This window comes from Acinetobacter septicus, from assembly GCF_019355975.1.
Classification (GTDB): domain Bacteria; phylum Pseudomonadota; class Gammaproteobacteria; order Pseudomonadales; family Moraxellaceae; genus Acinetobacter; species Acinetobacter ursingii.
In genome coordinates, this window is record NZ_CP079898.1 from 95848 (window position 1) to 114289 (window position 18442).

The window sequence follows — 18442 nt, forward strand, 5'->3', positions numbered from 1 at the left end:
AAGTTCATGCTACAATAGCGCCCAATCTTAGCACGGCTTAAAAGCCCTAATTCATAGGACCCTCGCTAATGTTTGCCAACATTTCTCTTTCTGAATTTGATCCAGAATTGGCCAAAGCAATTGACGCTGAAGACGCGCGCCAAGAAGCGCATATTGAGCTGATTGCATCTGAAAACTATTGCTCTCCTGCGGTGATGGAAGCGCAAGGTTCAAAACTGACTAATAAATATGCAGAAGGTTATCCTGGCAAACGCTATTATGGCGGTTGCGAATATGTCGATGTGATTGAACAATTAGCCATTGACCGTGCTAAAGAACTTTTTGGTGCTGATTATGCCAATGTTCAGCCGCATGCAGGTTCACAGGCAAACTCTGCGGTATACTTAGCATTATTAAATGCAGGTGATACAGTATTGGGTATGAGCCTTGCACATGGCGGTCACTTGACTCACGGTGCAAAAGTAAACTTCTCTGGTAAAACTTATAATGCCATTCAGTACGGTTTAAATCCTGAAACTGGCGAGATTGATTACGAAGAAGTTGAACGTTTAGCTTTGGAACATAAACCACGCATGATCGTGGCAGGTTTTTCTGCATATAGCCGTGTGGTGGATTGGCAGCGTTTCCGTGATATCGCGGATAAAGTTGGTGCTTATTTGTTTGTTGATATGGCGCATGTTGCTGGTTTGGTTGCAGCAGGTGTTTATCCAAGTCCGGTTCAAATCGCAGACGTGACAACGACTACTACGCATAAGACACTTCGTGGCCCACGTTCTGGTCTAATCCTTGCTAAAGCAAACGAAGAAATTGAGAAAAAACTTCAATCTGCGGTGTTCCCAGGTAATCAGGGCGGTCCTTTGGTACATGCAATTGCAGCTAAAGCAGTTTGTTTTAAAGAAGCAATGGCCCCTGAATATAAAACGTATCAACAACAAGTGGTTAAAAATGCTCAAGCCATGGCTGAAGTATTAATTTCACGTGGTTATGATGTGGTTTCAGGCGGTACAGATAATCATTTATTCTTATTGTCTTTAATTAAACAAGACATTACAGGTAAAGATGCTGACGCATGGTTGGGCAACGCCAATATTACGGTCAATAAAAATGCAGTTCCAAACGATCCACGTTCTCCATTTGTGACTTCTGGTATTCGTATTGGTACTCCAGCAGTGACGACTCGCGGTTTTGGTGAAGCCGAAGTTCGTGATTTAGCGGGCTGGATTGCGGATGTATTAGATAGCAAAGGTGATGAAGGCGTCATCGCTGATGTTAAAGCAAAAGTTGAAGCAGTATGTGCAAAATTCCCTGTATATGCTAACTAAGCAAATTGCTTGAGAAGAAGCTCCCTCAAGGGAGCTTTTTTTATCTGTGAATATTTTAATCATCAGAACTAAACTCTGATATAACAATAAAATTATATTTAAGTCATTTGTTTTGAAAATTGATAGATTTAAGGAGTTTATAACATGTCTCAGCCTAATATTATTATTTCCTCGCAAGATCTACATCGTTTAGAAACGATGCTTGAACATCAAACGACTCAAAGCTCGACCATGCAGCATTTAGAAAATGAACTGGCGCGAGCAGAAGTGGTTGATCCTGAAAATATTCCAAAAAATGTGGTCACCATGAACTCCCGAGTGAGTATCACCATTGCACCTTCAACAGATTCTGTTGAGATTGTTTTAGTCTATCCACATGATTTTACAGGTGATAAAAGTCAGGTTAATATTTTGGCACCTGTGGGTGCGGCGATCTTGGGACTGACAGAAGGGCAGAGTATTGAATGGCCACAGCCTGATGGTCAATTGATGAAAATTAAAATTGAAAAAGTCATTTATCAGCCTGAATGAGAAGGAAAATATCTGTAATAGACTGCTTTCTCATGGTTTAAACTCTTTTTATTTTTCTCTCAATAGGGAGAAATAAAAAGGACTGATGAAAGACGTCTAATGTCTATTTGCAAAATGGTGAGATGAAAAATTTAAGATTTAACATAAAATCATCATGTTGATATAAAAAATAGACTTTGCACTATATCGATTTGTGCCTATGATGAATTGACAAAATATATTGGTTGATTATGACTCAATTTAATTTATTGATTCCGCTAGATCGGATTGAAGTTGATCCAAAAGCAATTTTGGCGATCAAACGCAATGATCTGGTGCCTTTACTGGATAATCAATATCAGCTCAATCATTATGCCGATCAGCTGATTCAATCGCAGTCGGTATTGCTCAATGGGGTTGATCCCAAGCTCAATCAAGAATTGAGCAAGGTCATTTCTCAATTGATTGAGAAGTTAGCGCAATCTAACAAAGTGCTCAAGAAACGTAAATTTAATGCATTACAAAAATGGTTAGGCATTGATATCGAATATGATCATGGGCAGTTGAATTACTTAACTGAATTGGAACGTCTGATTGATCAAGCCAGTTTTTTAAGTCAACGCTTGCAAATCGAAATTCAAAAATCACAGGCGCGTGTCCAACAGGTACTAGGTTTACGTGAACAGATGGCGAAATATATCATTGCGGCTCAAGAATTTTTGCAGGAATATCCTGCTTTTATTCAGCAGCGACATCCACTGGATAATTTTGCAGAACGATTATCTAAAAAAATAAACACCTTACAAACTTTGCAAGCGAGTAATGATATCGCTATTACGCAAATGCAATTGGCCGAGCAACTTTCTTTTACCTTATTAGATCGTTTTAAGGAGGCGCAACAAGTCTTGATTCCTGCTTGGCAATATCACCTCAAACAGAGCATGCAAGGCAATTCAGTTGCAGAATTGCAAAAGCTGGATCATAGTCGTGAAATATTGATGAATACTTTAAAAAAATCATTAGAGAAAAATAGGGTGGAATAATGTCACAATCCGAATCTAACCATAAAAATATACTGGTCGAACAATCTACAGAGCTTCAGCAGCAAGAGTTTGAGCGTTTAAACTTAAAAGAGCTAGGTTTACAGCCTGAAGATTTTGCTCAGGTGATGGATGCACATCAGACATTGACTGATATGACGCACAGTAGTGTTTCTGAATATGGTAAGGATATTGCGACCAAGACTTCAACCTACACCGATGAACTCCTGAATCTGGTTCAAAATAAAGATCTGGATACGACAGGACAAAAATTAAATGAAGTAGTTCAAGTTGCCCAGCAACTCAATACATCGAGCATCTTGAATAAACCGAAAGGCTCATCTATTCCGATTTTAGGCGGTTTGTTGAATAAAATTAAGGGTGCCAAACAAAGTTTTGATCAACATTTTAATACCACGAAAGAACAAATCGATGCTTTGGTCAAAGAAATTGAGCAATCCCAAAACGGACTAAAGTCCCGTGTGAATACTTTGGATAAAATGTTTGATGCGGTGCAAGACGAATATAAACAACTTGGTGTTCATGTTGCTGCGGGTAAGATCAAACAGCAGGAAATTCAGCAACAGATTGCTCAATTAAATCAGCAAGAACAGAATCAACAAATGACTCAGCAGATCTATGATCTGAACCATCTTGCGAATAATTTAGAAAAACGGGTCAGTGATTTACAAGTTCTACAGCAGTCTGCCATGCAAACTTTGCCGATGATTCGTATTATTCAGTCCAATAATTTAATGTTGGTGGATAAATTTTATGCGATTAAAAATATCACTTTACCTGCATGGAAAAATCAAATCAGTTTGGCAATTTCTTTACAGGAACAAAAAAACAGCGTGCAATTGGCAAAGAGTATTGATGATGCAACCAATGATTTATTGCGTCGAAATGCTGATTTATTACATCAAAATTCAGTTGATACAGCTAAAGCCAATCAACGTTCGGTGATTGATATTGAAACCCTTGAACATGTGCAAAATACCCTCATTAAAACGGTTAACGATGTGATTCAAGTTCAAAAAGAAGGTATGCAAAAGCGCGATGAAGCGGCAACGAGATTACGTACACTTCAGCAAAATTTAAATCAACTGGTCATTGAGTCGAGTCATGATACTGCTTTAAAGCAGTAAATAAATTGGTACTCTTAGGTCAAACAGTATGAGGAGAGTAGGTTGCCACCCATCGAAAATGCTCCGATGAATATTCAGTCGATACAGTCTCGATTGACCCAACTCAAAAAGCGTCAACATCGTGTGATGCTGTTGAGTCTAACGGTAACAGGGATTTTTATCATTGCGTTGGTTGCATCATTTACTCAACAGGCGTTGGTCTATAGTTTTTTTGATTTGAGCCAACAAGTCGAACAATTACATATTCCTGTGGCGATGGCTGATCAGTTATTGCTGGATCAACAGTCTGATTATTTTAGCAATCTACTGTCATGGTTCGGCTGGCTGTTTTTAAAAATTTTTGCTGCATTTTTTGGCGCTTTTATTTTTGTCCGAATTTTAAAAAAATTTAAATTTTTTCAGTTACGTTTTCGTTCACTGATTTTACGCTTTGTGGCGTGGTTAATTGGATTTATTCTCATCTGGTCAGGTTTGACTTACTGGCAATATGACCGTACTAGTGATCAAGCCAAAGCTTATGCTGAATTGGTGGCTTATGATCAAAGTATTCAGCAAAGCCAAATCGCGCATGAGTTGAAAAATGTGGATACACCTGATGCAGTGAAAGATTATCTTTTAGCGCAAACTGCTTTATTACACCGACCAGTGGATAAAGAGACAGCATTACCTTATGTTTCACATTTGATCCGTGAAGAACGTCAGGATCCGCATTTTATGGAATATGGCTTTAAACCTGAACAGCTTTGGATCATGCAGCAGCAACTTTATGGGAAAGCAGTCACGCCATTGGCACAAAGTGTTCAAAAACAAGCGGATCAAGCTCAACAACTTTCTGAAATGGTGAAACTCTTATGTTGGGGAATCAGTTTATTGGCTGCACTTATTGCAATGATGACCTATGCTTTAGCCTTAAATCTTAAGAATCGAGCAGAGCGGATTGAGCAAAAAAGTGAATAATGATTTTATGTTCGGTAAAACCGATTAAAATCATAAAAACATACTGTTTCACCTATTTAAAGTTTTATCGTAATATTCTCAACAAGTTAAAAATTTACTCCTTTGGAGCTTGATTATGTTAGATCAAAATATCAAAACTCAGTTAAAAGCCTATTTAGAACGTTTAGAAAGTCCTATCGAATTGGTCGCTGCTCTGGATGATTCAGACAAAGCTGCCAAGATCAAAGAATTAGTCACTGAAATTGCGGAACTCTCTGATCAAGTCACGGCCCGTTTTGATGGTCAAAATACACGCCGTCCAAGTTTTGGTATTGCCAAAGTCGGTGAACAACCACGTGTGTTCTTTGCGGGCTTACCGATGGGTCATGAGTTTACTTCATTGATCTTAGCTTTGTTACAAACTTCGGGTTATGCACCGAAAGTCTCTGATGAACTGCTCAACCAGATTAAAGGTTTGAATCTTAAAGCAGACTTTGATGTATTTGTATCTTTAAGCTGTCACAACTGTCCAGATGTGGTTCAGGCACTGAATCTGATTGCAATTTATAACCCCAATACCACTGCGACCATGATTGATGGTGCCTTCTTCCAAGATGAAGTGGAACAACGCAAAATCATGGCAGTTCCAATGGTGTTCCAAGATGGCAATCATATTGGCCAAGGTCGTATGACCTTAGAAGAAATTGTGGCAAAACTGGACAGTGGTGCTGCTGAAAAAGATGCAGCGGCAATTAATGCCAAACAGGCTTTTGATGTATTAGTGGTGGGTGCGGGTCCTGCGGGTGGTACTGCGGCGATTTATGCAGCCCGTAAAGGCATTCGCACAGGCATGATCGCAGAGCGTTTTGGTGGTCAGGTCATGGACACCATGGACATTGAAAACTTTACTTCTGTACAAAAAACTGTAGGTCCACAGTTTGCTGCGGATATGGAAAAACATGTACGTGAGTACGATGTCGATATCATGAATCTGCAACGTGTCAGTAAAATTGTCGGTGCCGATCAAACTGCTTCAGGTCTGGTTGAAGTTGAATTGGAAAATGGCGCCAAAGTTGAATCGAAAACCGTGATTTTATCGACAGGTGCGCGCTGGAGAAAGATGGGCGTTCCGGGTGAACAGGAATATGCGACTCGTGGTGTAGCGTATTGTCCACACTGTGATGGTCCATTGTTTAAAGGCAAAAAAGTCGCGGTGATTGGTGGCGGTAACTCGGGTGTTGAAGCGGCAATTGATTTGGCAGGTATTGTGGAGCATGTGACTTTGGTTGAATTTGATACCAAACTTCGTGCAGACCAAGTGTTACAGGACAAATTAAATAGCTTGCCGAATGCAAGCGTCATCACCCATGCGCTTTCAACAGAAGTCGTCGGTGATGGTGCTCAGGTGACCGCTTTGAAATACAAAGACCGTGCTACAGAGACAGAACACAGCATTGAACTATCAGGAATTTTTGTACAGATTGGTTTATTGCCGAACACAGACTTCTTGAAAGGATCAGTCGAGTTAAGTCCACGCGGTGAGATTATTATCAACGAGCGTAACGAAACCAATGTAGCAGGTGTATTTGCTGCTGGTGACTGTACCACTGTGCCATATAAGCAGATCATTATTGCCACAGGTGAAGGGGCGAAAGCTTCTTTGTCAGCGTTTGATTATATTATTCGGAATAGTTAAACGCGCCTTTCAAAATAATGGAAAGCAAAGCAATTTCGACTGTTTTGCTTTCTCATTTAACGGCTTGTCAATTTAAAGGCATTCATATTTAAGAGCTTTCAGATTTAGATTTATTCTAAAATTCATTTTATAGGAACTTGATCCTCTAACAGTCAAGTTCCTTTTTTTTATTTTTCAATTAATGCGAAATTATATTGAGTTGTTTAAACTTATCCATGAGCTGTGTTTGATCTTCAATATGTGCAGGATCCACTATGATGCAGTTGATCGGACAAACTGCAATACAAGTGGGTTCAGGGTAAAACCCGACACATTCTGTACAGCGATTTGCATCAATTTCATAGACCTGTTTTCCTTCAAAAATTGCAGTGTTTGGACATTCTGGCAAACACATATCGCAATTAATGCATTCAGATGTGATCAATAAAGCCATTATTACTCCGCAGCATATGTCAAAGCAGAAGATGAAATCTGTTCTGTGGCATGCGGTAGGTTTCGAATCAGGAGTGCATATTTGATATCAATACTCGGATCTAATGGAATTTCAACCACATATCCCGAGCCTTTGGCACTCTCGATTTGCTGACCTTTATTGTCCAAAATTTCACTGAGGACAAAACTTAGGTTTCCTTGTGGGGTCATGAGCTCTAATGCATCACCGACATCAAAACGGTTTTTGACATCGATCTTGATATAATTGCCATTACGTTCCAGAACTTCACCACAAAATTGCTGATAATCAAAATGTGAAGAACCATCAGCATAATTTTGATAATCGCTATGCACATGACGACGCAAGAAACCTTCGGTGTAGCCGCGATTTGCTAAACCTTCGAGCAGTTTCATCAAACTTGGATCAAAAGGTTTGCCCGCCAATGTGTCATCAATGGCTTTACGATAAATCTGTGCTGTACGCGCACAATAAAAATAAGATTTGGTACGACCTTCAATTTTTAAGGAGTGAATACCCATCTGACTTAAACGCTCTACATGCTGTACCGCACGTAGATCTTTCGAGTTCATAAAATAAGTGCCGTGTTCATCTTCCTCAGCAGCAAACATTTCCTCATCATTGCGTTGTACCAAAACGGGTTGCGTGAACGGAGCTTGATGATCTTGTGGACGACAGCAACTGTGTGTGGAGGCGAGTTGCTGGGTAGGAATCACATCTCCAGTTTCATTTTCCAAGGCATCATGAATTTTATATTCCCAACGACAGGCATTGGTACACGCGCCCTGATTGGCATCACGTTTATTCATATAACCCGAAAGCAAACAACGGCCCGAATAAGCCATGCATAATGCGCCATGTACAAACACTTCGAGTTCAATATCTGGAACATGCTTTTGTATTTCCGCAATTTCCTCAATCGAAAGTTCGCGTGACAGAATGACACGAGTAAGACCGTAATCTTTCCAGAATTTTACCGTTGCCCAATTGATGGCATTGGCTTGTACCGATAAATGAATGGGCATCTGTGGAAAATGTTCACGAACCAACATGATTAAACCCGCATCAGACATAATCAGTGCGTCTGGTTGCATCTTGATAATAGGCTCTAAATCAGCGATAAAATTCTTGAGTTTACTATTGTGTGGCTGAATATTGACCACCACATAGAACTTTTTGCCTAAAGCATGTGCTTCATGAATTCCAATAGCCAAGTTGTCATGATCAAATTCATTATTACGAACACGTAAACTATAGCGCGGTTGACCTGCGTAAACTGCATCTGCCCCATAGGCAAAAGCATAACGCATATTTTTTAGTGATCCAGCAGGAGAGAGCAACTCAGTTTTCATGGCAATTGAAAAGGCATAGTAAATATAAGTGATTATTTTAAAATTACTCAGTGTTTTGCTCAACCTAGCAAATTAGTCAGGATTAATCGTTCTAAAAATGCATCTGATTGTTCTGTTTTTATTATTGTTGTTGCATTGATAATGCTTATTAAATATTAGACAATGATTGAATAAAACCTGAGGGAATATCCATGAAAATTGCAAATCATCGACAGCCTGTATTTTTTATCTCGCACGGTGGTGGACCATGGCCGTGGATGCCTGATTATCTGAATACGGTTTATGCCAATCTGGCCCAATCACTGGGTGATTTGTTAGATTCTGTAGTAGTACGACCTAAAGCCATTTTGATGATTTCTGCGCATTGGGAAGCGCCAGAATTTACAGTTCAGACGGCATCGCAACCCGATATGATTTATGATTATGGTGGTTTTCCTGCACATACCTATCAGGTACGTTATGAATCATCTGGATCACCAGAACTGGCTGAACGTGTTGTGGAATTGCTAGAACAAGCGAATATTTCAGTGGCGACCGATGCACAACGTGGCTACGATCACGGCATGTTTTCGCCAATGCAGATCATCAACCCTGCGGCGGATATTCCAGTGGTACAGTTGTCTTTGAAAAAAGGACTAAATCCGCAACAACATATCGAGATGGGACGTGCTTTAGCGCAGTTACGTGATGAAAATGTGTTGATTGTGGCGAGTGGACTCAGCTATCACAACTTGCGTATGTTCAATGCTCATGCGGCAGAGCCTTCACGTGCCTTTGATCAGTGGTTGTTTGAAACAGTGGTTGAGCATCAGGGCAATGCACGTAATGCATTATTGAACGATTGGGAACATGCTCCTGCGGCGCGCGTTGCGCATCCTCGTGAGGAGCATTTATTGCCATTGATGGTGGCTGTAGGTGCCGCAGAACAGGAATTAGCCGCACGTAATTATCACGAAGAGCAATTTATGGGCGGTTTGTCGGTTTCCAATTTTGCTTTTGGTGAGCTTAAATTATAGATTCAATGTATTGATCTAGTCTTGAATCTTATCAGCATAGTTAAATTAGTTAGAAGCGATCTGGAGAATTCAACAGATCGCTTTTTTTGTTCGTCTTATCATTATTTTATTTTTTGGTTGATGATTCATGTAATACCTAAAATAAATTGATATTTCTTTACAAAATTAAGCTTAAATTAAGTTTTTATCATTCTTTTTTGACATTACCATCAGTTGATAGCCACACTAATTCTAGACTGTTGGCTGTGTCATCAAATGAAAAATTATTAATCTAAATAATTGTTTTCATTTTTAATTTCGTAAGAATAAGGAGTGATCTATGGCTGCTACAAATGGAATGTTAGATCCAGACGATTCAGTTATTTTACTGATCGATCATCAAAGTGGTTTATTCAATACAGTAAGAGATGTTCCGGTCCCAGACTTACGCAATTACGTCATTGCCATTGCAAAGGCTGCATCCTTATTAAATATCCCCGTTATTACAACGGCATCTGTACCTGATGGGCCAAATGGGCCATTAATTCCAGAAATACATCATTATGCTCCTCATGCTGTCTATGTACCACGTACAGGTCAAATTAATACATGGGATAATCCATTATTTGTAGATGAAGTTAAAAAGACTGGTAGAAAAACACTGATTATTGCAGGTACGCTTACCAGCGTATGTTTGGCTTTTCCGGCAGTGAGCGCCCGTCAGGAAGGATATAATGTTTATTGTGTGATTGATGCTTCAGGTAACTGGAGTAAATTAGCAACTGACACAACCATTGCACGTGTGACTCAAGCTGGTGCAATTCCAACAGATACCTTTGCGATTGTGGCTGAGTTAATGCGTACTTGGAATCGACCTGAAGGTTCTCGTTTTGCAGGAATTCTTGCTGATCATGTATGTCCAGAATACAAGTGCTTAATGGAGAGCTTTGATAAAGCACAAGCGGTTGTTCGCGATGGTCCAGAAACCAACTTGGATAAATATCAATAAGATAAATTAATTTTATTTGATTATAGATAGAATCATGAGCCCAAATTCTCGCTAAGAATTTGGGTTTTTTATTTAATATTGAATAATCTTGATATTGTCTTACAGACAAAATTGTTTTGATCTGGAAAAAAAGCAATAATTTCGGTGGTGGATACAGCAACTTTTTTGGTACTTTCATTGAATTAAAGAGTGGATTAAGCTTTCTGGTGATTTTCATATTTGTTTATGTGAAGCCAATCATAATCCGATCGTGACAGGATATTTGCAAACTTTAATTGCCAGAACTTCCTTGTTAATCGGGATGTATGAAACCAAACCAAATCAGTGTTCGGTTGAAGAACATGAGGCAATTTTGCAGGCGATTGAGCAAGGTGATGAGCAAAAAGCCATTCAATTGATGGAAGCACATTTAGGTGAATATGCGCGGAGCTTTTTAGATGAACAGCCAAATACCAAGTCGCCAAATCTAGTGGATATCTTTCAAAATAAAAAGCTTCAAAAATAATGAATATAAAAAAACCGAGAAATTTTTCTCGGTTTTTTTGGTCATGAAGGCAGATTATTTTTCAACGAATGCACGTTCAATTACGTAATCGCCTAAAACGCCCATACGCGGAGATTCTTTAAGACCAGCTTTGTCTAAAAGTGCAGCTACATCAGTTAAGAAATGTGGGCTACCACAAAGCATCGCACGGTCAGTTTCTGGGTTAAATGGTGGTAAACCAATTTTTTCAAATAATGCACCCGTTTCAATGGCAGTGGTGACACGACCTTCATTTTCAAAGGGTTCACGTGTCACAGTTGGGTAGTAGATCAATTTGTTTTTGATGTCTAATTCTTCAAACCATTCATTATTTGGTAATTCATTCAAAATTAGATCTTGGTAAGCCAATTCACTAATCCAGCGTGTACCATGAACCAAAATCACTTTTTCAAATTTTTCATAAGTTTCAGGATCACGAATTAACGATAAGAATGGTGCAAGACCTGTACCTGAAGAAAGAAAATACAGGTTTTTACCTGGATTAATATCATCATGTACCAAAGTACCTGTTGGCTTTTTAGAAATCAAAATTTCATCGCCCACTTGTACTTTTTGTAAAATCGAAGTCAGTGGACCGTCTTGAACCTTAATTGAGAAAAACTCAAGTTCTTCTTCATAATTAGCACTGGCAATTGAGTAGGCACGCATTAATGGTTTGCCATTGACCTCAAGCCCGATCATGACGAACTGACCATTTTTAAAACGCAGTGCGGTGTCGCGTGTGGTTTTAAAACTAAAAAGAGTGTCATTCCAGTGGTGAACATGGGTGATGCGTTCAACGTTAAAAGCAGCCATTAAAGGTCTCAATCACGATCAAAAGAAAACAGGTTGCTATTCTAATCTAAAATCATTCTCGATAAACTGAATATATTTAATTGTGTTTATAAGAAAAAGTGATGATGAATTCTGTAAATTTGCCAATCATCGGCAGCATGCATTCGCCTTACCGTGAAAAGTTTGGTATTCCGCGCCAGCCTAATCTGGTGCAAGTCGAATCGTATATTGAAATGTATGAACCCTATAATGATCCATTGGCATTTGAAGGTATCGAGGAATTTAGTCATTTATGGCTGATTTGGCAGTTTCATGACAATAAACATCAGCAGGAGCTTGAAAAATTTCGTCCGCAAGTGCGCCCACCGCGTTTGGGTGGTAATAAAAAAATCGGTGTATTTGCGACCCGTAGTATGTATCGACCTGCGCCGATTGGGTTATCTGTGGTGCAATTTAAATCAATTGAAAAAATAGACAAAACACTTCGTATTTATGTGACAGGCAGTGATTTACTGAATGGAACGCCTATTTTAGATATTAAACCTTATATTCATTATTCAGATGCCATCGAAAATGCGCAAAGTGGCTATGCACAGCATGAACCCGCGAGAAAAAAAGTCATGTGGACAACGGATGCTGATGCGCTACGACAAAAATATTTAGGTGAGAAAAAACTGACGGTTCAGATTGTGGATGAGCTTGAACAAGTATTGTCTCTTGACCCACGACCTGCGTATCAGGATGATCCTGAGCGGATTTATAAAATGAAATTTGCTCAGTTTGATGTTAGTTTCAGTGTGAATGAACAATACATTGAGATTGTTGATTTTACTGAATGAGCAGCATTATTTTAGTCTGCTTTACACTGTTGCTTATGGATATACATTTGCTGATCAGCGTGTTTACATGCGTCTTCCAGCCCCTGACTTGGATGGCGCATCGCGTAACCAATTGCAGCACTGATTTTAGCATCTGCCAAATGTTCCAGTAAGCGTTGTTTTAATTGTTCCAGATGATCATGGTCATAACCCAGTATCAGGATTCCAAATTCATCGCCGCCTAAACGTGCCAGTAAATCTTCCTGACGTAGTGAATTTCTTAAAATAAAAGCAGCTTGTTCAATAAAACGATCGCCCTCGGCATGTCCTTGTTGGTCATTGATTGCTTTTAAGCCGTTCAAATCAATCATGAAAACAGCAGCAGGATGTCCATAGGTTTTACAACGTTCTTCTTCTGTACAAATGAATTGATTCCAGCCGCGGCGGTTATAGACACCCGTCATGGCATCAATGACAGCTTCATTTTGCAGGCGTTCATGTAAACGAATTTGTTCATTTTCGCGGATTTCACGCTGTAAAATATGGCTGAGTAAATTACCAAATAATTCAACCAAACCACCATCTTCAATAATTTTTTCAGACTTTGGTTCTGGATCAATCGCGCACAAAGTGCCAAATAGACTGCCATCTTCTTTAACCAGAGGTTGTCCGATATAGGCTTTAATATTGACTTGTTGGGCAATAGGTGCAGAAGCGTAAAGTGGAACATCTTCAGAACGTGGCGCAATCCGTGGTGCGTGTCCTTGTACCATATGTGAGCAAAACGAATCTGCCCAATTAAAAACGCGGCCAGGTTTGACATCATAACCATGATCTTCGGCCTGTAATACGATCCAGTCATTGCCTTCTACACGTGTGATCATCCATAAATCAAAGCCAAATTTTTGACGTAAAAAATGCAGTACTGCTTGTCCTGCGTCATGAAAGTTTTTAAATGCAATTGAACTCATTTAGCCGCCTATGATCTGGATATTTTATTGGTGCTTTTTATGGCACTTTAAAACAATTTTGGGCGGCTGCATATCCCTAATTTAAAGACTAAAAAATACATTGCAAATGAACTCTGCTATATTGTGTAGAGTGTTCGGGGTATAACAATGAAGTTTAATTTTGAAATAGATACGGTTTGGTGTTTAGAACAATTATTAAAAGATGGGCGCATCACTGAGCGTGATAAATTATTGATTCAAACCACACATCGTCAGAAAGATCAGTTGAAATGGCACCCGATTCAATGGATTGCCCAATTCAATCTTAAAGACCAACAATCACCAGATAAAGTATTAAACAGCACGCGTTTAAGTCAATGGCTTGCGGAAAAATCAGGGCTGGCATTTTATGTGATTGATCCACTAAAAGCTGATGTTGGTAAATTAACGTCGGTGATGTCACAAGAGTTTGCTTTACGCAATAAAATCTTAGCGGTAGGTGTGACAGCAGATTCAGTTTTAATTGGGACAGACCAACCGTTTATGACAGACTGGTTGGTCAATCTTGAGCGTAGCTTGAGTCCGAAAAAAATTGAACGGGTGATTTTGAATCCTGAACAGTTACATCGCTATTTGGTTGAATATTATCAGGTCAGTCGCGCGGTCAATTCATCGCAAAATTCGGGTAGTTATGATCGGGAAAATAAAGGCGTCGAAGCACTTTTACAATTAGGCGATACGCAAACCCCTGATGCCAATGATCAACACATCGTCAAGTTAGTCGATTGGGTGTTACAGTTTGCTTTTGAACAGGGTGCAAGTGATATCCACCTTGAACCACGTAAAGATACAGGCAAGGTTCGTTTCCGTATTGATGGTGTTTTGCACACCATTTATAACATGCCTGCAAATACTTTAACTGCGGTGATTGCGCGGATTAAAATTTTGGGACGACTCAATGTTGCAGAAAAGCGTAAACCACAGGATGGACGATTAAAAACCCGAACACCTAAAGGACAAGAAACAGAGCTACGTCTTTCGACTTTGCCGACTGCGTTTGGTGAAAAAATGGTGATGCGTATTTTTGATCCAGAAGTTTTGGTGCGTAGTTTCCAACAACTTGGATTTGAAGGACGTTTACTCAATGACTGGAATACACTCACTCAGCATAGTCACGGCATCATTTTAGTTACGGGACCGACAGGTTCAGGTAAAACCACGACACTTTATTCATCGTTAAAACAATTGGCAACTGAACAGGTTAATGTCTGTACCATTGAAGACCCGATTGAAATGTTGGAACCCAGTTTTAATCAGATGCAGGTTAATCCTGCCATTGAACTTGGTTTTGCCGATGGTGTCCGAGCTTTAATGCGTCAGGATCCCGATATCATCATGGTGGGTGAGGTACGTGATCAGGATACCGCCAATATGGCGATACAAGCAGCATTAACAGGTCATTTGGTACTTTCTACCTTACATACCAATGATGCACCCTCCAGTTTAACTCGATTGCATGATCTTGGTGTCCAGCCATTTCTGACTGCCGCAACCATTTTGGGTGTATTGGCACAACGTCTAGTCAGAAAGTTATGCCCGCATTGCAAAGTGCAAACCCAGATTAATGAACAGGAGTGGGAACACCTGACTTTTGATTACATTATGGATATGCCTGAAACTGTCTATTGTGCAGTGGGCTGTGAAGCATGTCGTAACACGGGTTACAAAGGACGTGTTGGTATTTATGAGTTTATGCCTGTAAGTACTGAAGTTAAACATTTAATTAGTGCCCATGCGACCTTAAATGAATTACGCGCCCAAACTAAAAAAGAAGGTGTAGAGCCATTGCGGATTGCAGGTGCGCGTAAAGTGATTGAAGGCGTTACCACGTTAGAAGAGGTTTTGCGTGTTGTTCCACTCAGCTAAATAGCCTAAGCGCAAATTTTCCTAAGATTCACCTCATCTTGTTTGTTTAATTTATGCGTATTGAATGAATCAACTCGATACACCGACACCAATGAGGTCATTAAAATGAATATGATGCGTAATATCTTATTAGCTGCAACTTTAGCAACCACGGGTTATGTATCTGCACAGACACCTGTTAATCAGTCTGCTTTAGCGCCAACAAAAGTGACAAGTGTGAAGCAAGCTTTGACCATGAAAGATGATGCACCTGTAATGCTTAAAGGGCAGGTGGTTAAATCTTTGGGAGATGAAAAATATCAATTCAGAGATACTACTGGTACGATTACAGTCGATATTGATGATGAATTATGGCAAGGTCGTGCAATTTCTCCCACTACAACCGTAACGTTGATCGGTGAAGTTGATATTGACCGTATCCCGACAAAACGTGTTGAAATTGATGTGGATAGCGTTCAATTTTAACAGTAAACCCTAAACGTTCTTCTCCAGAGAAACCGCATGTCTGATTTTAGATTTGCGGTTTTTTTACTTTATAGTGAAAACAGATCTATTTAATGATAAAGCACTTGAGATCGCACATGCGCATATTAATAGCAGAAGATGATTGTTCCCAAGCAGAAAGTATCAAATCATGGCTCGAAATGGATGGCTATCGTGTGGATTGGGTTGAACGTGGCGATTATGCGATTGCCGCCATTGAACAACACCAGTACGACTGTATTTTGCTAGATCGAGGTTTACCTAAAGCGACAGGGGATGATGTATTAGTGGCTTTACGCAAGCATCAGCCGATCACGCCTGTTATTTTTATCACTGCCAAAGATACGATTGAAGATCGGGTGACAGGGTTGGATTTGGGGGCAAATGACTATCTAGTTAAGCCTTTTAGTCTGGATGAACTTTCTGCCCGCGTACGCGCCCAGTTGCGTTCTCAGCAACGTGCCAATAGCCATATTTTAGAATGGAAACAACTCAAACTAGATACCCATGCTAAAACGGTATTGCTAGATCAGCATATTGTGGATTTAACCGCGAAAGAATTCCAGATTTTATATAAATTAATGCAATACCCTGAACGGATTGTAAGGCGTGAACAACTTGAAGAATCGCTTTATGCATGGGGCGAGGAAATCGAAAGTAACGCCATTGAAGTCTATATTTATCAGTTGCGTAAAAAAATCGGTGCGACTTTGATTAAAACCATTCGTGGTTTGGGCTATCGAATGGGTGAGTAAATAATGAATCGTCCCGTATCTTTGTCATTACAGTCGAAACTGATCAAAACAACGCTATGGAGTGGCGTGATTGCAGGCGTAATTGCTTTTATGTTGCTGGTGTTTTTGACCTGTTATCACACCATGAAAGTACAAGATGAAATCATGGACGAGGTTTCAGATATGTTGTTGCTTTCTGATGTGCATTTACCTTCAGGTCAGCAATTGGATGAATTAAGTGATGAGTTCGATCTGCAATATGTCTTGTACTGGAATCATCAACTGCTCAGCCAATCCGCAGATCATGATGCTATACCTCTAAATTTAGACGTTGGAACAGATTTTTCCTTGCGATGGAAAGATGGACAGCTTTGGCGTATTTATCGGCAGGATAAAGCTGAAACAGGACTCATATCTATTGTGATTCAGCCTTTATCGGCACGCTTTGATGAACTATGGCAAAGCTTGATCTGGTACTTGGTGATTCTGATCATTTTATGGTTATTACAATGGGGACTGATGCGTTGGGGGATTCGCCGTGATCTGGCCAGTTTACGAAATTTATCTCAATCTATAGAACACAAATCGGCGCAGGATTTACAACCCATTGTCACGGCACACATGCCTACAGAAATTCAACCTGTAATCAACTCTTTAAATCATCTCCTGCATCGACTGGATCGAGCCTTACTGGCCGAACAGGCATTTACTGCGGATGCTTCACACGAATTACGTTCTCCTTTATCTGCCATACAAATGCGTCTGCAATTGATTCAGCGAAAATATCATGATATTCCACAGCTTAAACAGGATTTAAGCCAAATTCAAAATGATGTCAATCGTAGTACGCAGGTTTTGGAAAATTTATTACTTTTAGCCCGGTTGGATCCTGCCCATGAACAACAACTCGCAAAAACGCGGTTATCTCTAGATGAAATTATAATAGAAGTTATCGCCGCATTGTCTTTGTTTGCAGAGGATAAAGGCGTTCAAGTTATTTGCGATTTTAATGCAACACAAACGTATATCAATGCCAATCATGAACTGGTTTTTACCTGTATCCGTAACCTGCTGGATAATGCCATTCGTTATTCACCTAGCGATTCTCAAGTCCATATTCAACTTGAAAATATACCACCACAGCGCATTCGTTTAAGCATTCACAATCATGGCGAGAAAATGGATCAGCAAATTTTTGAACGTTTGGGGCAACGTTTTTTTAGAGGTTTGGGAACAGGGCAACGCGGTTCGGGATTAGGGCTTTCCATCACGCGAAAGATTGTAATGCTGCACCACGCACAATTGGAGTTTCATGTCGTTGAGCAGGGTGGTTTAACGGTAGAACTTGTGTTTACTTTGGCAGAAGATTTAGATCTTTCTTAAAGTGGGAGATGCTGTTTTAAAAAGCATTGAGTAGGTAATATTTAGACTATTCACAAAGAAAAACAGTATGGCTCAAGCCATACTGTTTATATATTTTATTTGCCCACGAGTGTTATTATTTTAGACGGTTTTTCTAATTATTTGGTTAGAATCAAACGGTTGTTACGGGTTAAGCGTAAGCGGTATTCTTCACCGGCATGCATAATGCGAATTTCACGACCTAGGGCAAATAGATTGTTTGAATGCAACATTGGCAAAGATTGAGCTGTTTCGTTGCTACGAGTAAATAGGTTAAAAGGTGCGTTCATTTGTTGTGCTCCGTGGTGTTTTAGCTAACGATTTAAATGATAATCATTATCGAATAGGCCTGT

Annotated in this window: 18 protein-coding genes and 1 pseudogene; 14 read left to right on the forward strand and 5 right to left on the reverse strand. The window is 39.7% G+C overall.

The annotated features are described in order from the left end of the window. The first annotated feature begins 68 nt into the window (after positions 1–68). The 6 genes from glyA (at position 69) to ahpF (ending at position 6652) form a co-directional block, all read left to right on the forward strand. A complete protein-coding gene (gene glyA / locus I6L31_RS00585) occupies positions 69–1322 on the forward strand; it encodes a serine hydroxymethyltransferase (RefSeq protein WP_005003708.1) in 1254 nt (417 codons plus the stop codon). 144 nt (positions 1323–1466) lie between these two features. After that, entirely contained in the window at positions 1467–1853 is a 387-nt protein-coding gene (gene rnk / locus I6L31_RS00590; RefSeq protein WP_005003710.1) for a nucleoside diphosphate kinase regulator, read from the forward strand. A 230-nt stretch (positions 1854–2083) separates the two neighbouring features. Next, complete coding sequence (locus I6L31_RS00595; RefSeq protein WP_005003711.1) at positions 2084–2875, forward strand: hypothetical protein; 792 nt, start codon at positions 2084–2086, stop codon at positions 2873–2875. Then, on the forward strand, positions 2875–4020 hold the full coding sequence (locus I6L31_RS00600) for a toxic anion resistance protein (RefSeq protein WP_005003714.1): 1146 nt from the start codon (positions 2875–2877) through the stop codon (positions 4018–4020). The genes I6L31_RS00595 and I6L31_RS00600 overlap by 1 nt, the downstream gene beginning before the upstream one ends. A gap of 42 nt (positions 4021–4062) precedes the next feature. Beyond that, a complete protein-coding gene (locus tag I6L31_RS00605; protein ID WP_005003716.1) occupies positions 4063–4977 on the forward strand; it encodes a hypothetical protein in 915 nt (304 codons plus the stop codon). A 115-nt stretch (positions 4978–5092) separates the two neighbouring features. Further along, complete coding sequence (gene ahpF / locus I6L31_RS00610; protein WP_005003717.1) at positions 5093–6652, forward strand: alkyl hydroperoxide reductase subunit F; 1560 nt, start codon at positions 5093–5095, stop codon at positions 6650–6652. 178 nt (positions 6653–6830) lie between these two features. Here the strand turns inward: ahpF and I6L31_RS00615 are convergent, their stop codons facing one another. After that, positions 6831–7085 (reverse strand): YfhL family 4Fe-4S dicluster ferredoxin, encoded by a 255-nt coding sequence (locus I6L31_RS00615; RefSeq protein WP_005003720.1) that lies wholly within the window; start codon positions 7083–7085, stop codon positions 6831–6833. Positions 7086–7087: 2 nt separating this feature from the next. Next, positions 7088–8455, reverse strand: a complete 1368-nt coding sequence (gene trhP / locus I6L31_RS00620) for a prephenate-dependent tRNA uridine(34) hydroxylase TrhP (RefSeq protein WP_005003723.1) — start codon at positions 8453–8455, stop codon at positions 7088–7090. Positions 8456–8646: 191 nt separating this feature from the next. On the opposite strand from trhP, the gene I6L31_RS00625 reads away from it, so the two are divergent. The 3 genes and pseudogenes from I6L31_RS00625 to I6L31_RS00635 all read left to right on the forward strand — a co-directional run. Beyond that, entirely contained in the window at positions 8647–9471 is an 825-nt protein-coding gene (locus I6L31_RS00625; RefSeq protein WP_005003727.1) for a DODA-type extradiol aromatic ring-opening family dioxygenase, read from the forward strand. Between the two features lie 319 nt (positions 9472–9790). Further along, entirely contained in the window at positions 9791–10459 is a 669-nt protein-coding gene (locus I6L31_RS00630; RefSeq protein ID WP_004989775.1) for an isochorismatase family protein, read from the forward strand. Between the two features lie 187 nt (positions 10460–10646). Continuing rightward, positions 10647–10964 (forward strand): annotated as a pseudogene (locus I6L31_RS00635) (GntR family transcriptional regulator); the annotation flags it as partial. Positions 10965–11018: 54 nt separating this feature from the next. Here the strand turns inward: I6L31_RS00635 and I6L31_RS00640 are convergent. Further along, the gene (locus I6L31_RS00640) at positions 11019–11798 is read right to left on the reverse strand and encodes a ferredoxin--NADP reductase (RefSeq protein WP_004989772.1); all 780 of its coding nucleotides are present in this window, start codon (positions 11796–11798) and stop codon (positions 11019–11021) included. Positions 11799–11902: 104 nt separating this feature from the next. Here I6L31_RS00640 and tsaA point away from each other — a divergent pair, with 104 nt between their 5' ends. Beyond that, complete coding sequence (tsaA, locus tag I6L31_RS00645; protein WP_005003732.1) at positions 11903–12616, forward strand: tRNA (N6-threonylcarbamoyladenosine(37)-N6)-methyltransferase TrmO; 714 nt, start codon at positions 11903–11905, stop codon at positions 12614–12616. A gap of 11 nt (positions 12617–12627) precedes the next feature. Here tsaA and I6L31_RS00650 read toward each other — a convergent pair whose 3' ends face one another. After that, positions 12628–13566 carry a sensor domain-containing diguanylate cyclase gene (locus tag I6L31_RS00650; protein WP_005003734.1) on the reverse strand — a complete coding sequence of 313 codons (939 nt, stop codon included), beginning with the start codon at positions 13564–13566 and terminating at the stop codon, positions 12628–12630. Positions 13567–13713: 147 nt separating this feature from the next. Here I6L31_RS00650 and I6L31_RS00655 point away from each other — a divergent pair, with 147 nt between their 5' ends. The 4 genes from I6L31_RS00655 (at position 13714) to I6L31_RS00670 (ending at position 18071) form a co-directional block, all read left to right on the forward strand. Next, positions 13714–15471, forward strand: coding sequence for a GspE/PulE family protein (locus I6L31_RS00655; RefSeq protein WP_005003735.1), 1758 nt, complete (start codon positions 13714–13716; stop codon positions 15469–15471). Positions 15472–15576: 105 nt separating this feature from the next. After that, positions 15577–15936, forward strand: a complete 360-nt coding sequence (locus I6L31_RS00660) for a NirD/YgiW/YdeI family stress tolerance protein (RefSeq protein WP_005003738.1) — start codon at positions 15577–15579, stop codon at positions 15934–15936. A 116-nt stretch (positions 15937–16052) separates the two neighbouring features. Continuing rightward, a complete protein-coding gene (locus I6L31_RS00665) occupies positions 16053–16709 on the forward strand; it encodes a response regulator transcription factor (RefSeq protein WP_005003739.1) in 657 nt (218 codons plus the stop codon). 3 nt (positions 16710–16712) lie between these two features. After that, on the forward strand, positions 16713–18071 hold the full coding sequence (locus I6L31_RS00670) for an ATP-binding protein (RefSeq protein WP_005003742.1): 1359 nt from the start codon (positions 16713–16715) through the stop codon (positions 18069–18071). Positions 18072–18208: 137 nt separating this feature from the next. Here I6L31_RS00670 and hemP read toward each other — a convergent pair whose 3' ends face one another. Then, positions 18209–18379 (reverse strand): hemin uptake protein HemP, encoded by a 171-nt coding sequence (gene hemP, locus I6L31_RS00675; RefSeq protein WP_004989761.1) that lies wholly within the window; start codon positions 18377–18379, stop codon positions 18209–18211. Between the last annotated feature and the right edge of the window lie 63 nt (positions 18380–18442).

Coding starts and splice junctions, on each gene's coding strand:
- glyA (WP_005003708.1), top strand. CDS start 69: ATGTTTGCCAACATTTCTCTTTCTGAATTTGATCCAGAATTGGCCAAA.
- rnk (WP_005003710.1), top strand. CDS start 1,467: ATGTCTCAGCCTAATATTATTATTTCCTCGCAAGATCTACATCGTTTA.
- I6L31_RS00595 (WP_005003711.1), top strand. CDS start 2,084: ATGACTCAATTTAATTTATTGATTCCGCTAGATCGGATTGAAGTTGAT.
- I6L31_RS00600 (WP_005003714.1), top strand. CDS start 2,875: ATGTCACAATCCGAATCTAACCATAAAAATATACTGGTCGAACAATCT.
- ahpF (WP_005003717.1), top strand. CDS start 5,093: ATGTTAGATCAAAATATCAAAACTCAGTTAAAAGCCTATTTAGAACGT.
- I6L31_RS00615 (WP_005003720.1), bottom strand. CDS start 7,085: ATGGCTTTATTGATCACATCTGAATGCATTAATTGCGATATGTGTTTG.
- trhP (WP_005003723.1), bottom strand. CDS start 8,455: ATGAAAACTGAGTTGCTCTCTCCTGCTGGATCACTAAAAAATATGCGT.
- I6L31_RS00625 (WP_005003727.1), top strand. CDS start 8,647: ATGAAAATTGCAAATCATCGACAGCCTGTATTTTTTATCTCGCACGGT.
- I6L31_RS00630 (WP_004989775.1), top strand. CDS start 9,791: ATGGCTGCTACAAATGGAATGTTAGATCCAGACGATTCAGTTATTTTA.
- I6L31_RS00640 (WP_004989772.1), bottom strand. CDS start 11,798: ATGGCTGCTTTTAACGTTGAACGCATCACCCATGTTCACCACTGGAAT.
- tsaA (WP_005003732.1), top strand. CDS start 11,903: ATGAATTCTGTAAATTTGCCAATCATCGGCAGCATGCATTCGCCTTAC.
- I6L31_RS00650 (WP_005003734.1), bottom strand. CDS start 13,566: ATGAGTTCAATTGCATTTAAAAACTTTCATGACGCAGGACAAGCAGTA.
- I6L31_RS00655 (WP_005003735.1), top strand. CDS start 13,714: ATGAAGTTTAATTTTGAAATAGATACGGTTTGGTGTTTAGAACAATTA.
- I6L31_RS00660 (WP_005003738.1), top strand. CDS start 15,577: ATGAATATGATGCGTAATATCTTATTAGCTGCAACTTTAGCAACCACG.
- I6L31_RS00665 (WP_005003739.1), top strand. CDS start 16,053: ATGCGCATATTAATAGCAGAAGATGATTGTTCCCAAGCAGAAAGTATC.
- I6L31_RS00670 (WP_005003742.1), top strand. CDS start 16,713: ATGAATCGTCCCGTATCTTTGTCATTACAGTCGAAACTGATCAAAACA.
- hemP (WP_004989761.1), bottom strand. CDS start 18,379: ATGAACGCACCTTTTAACCTATTTACTCGTAGCAACGAAACAGCTCAA.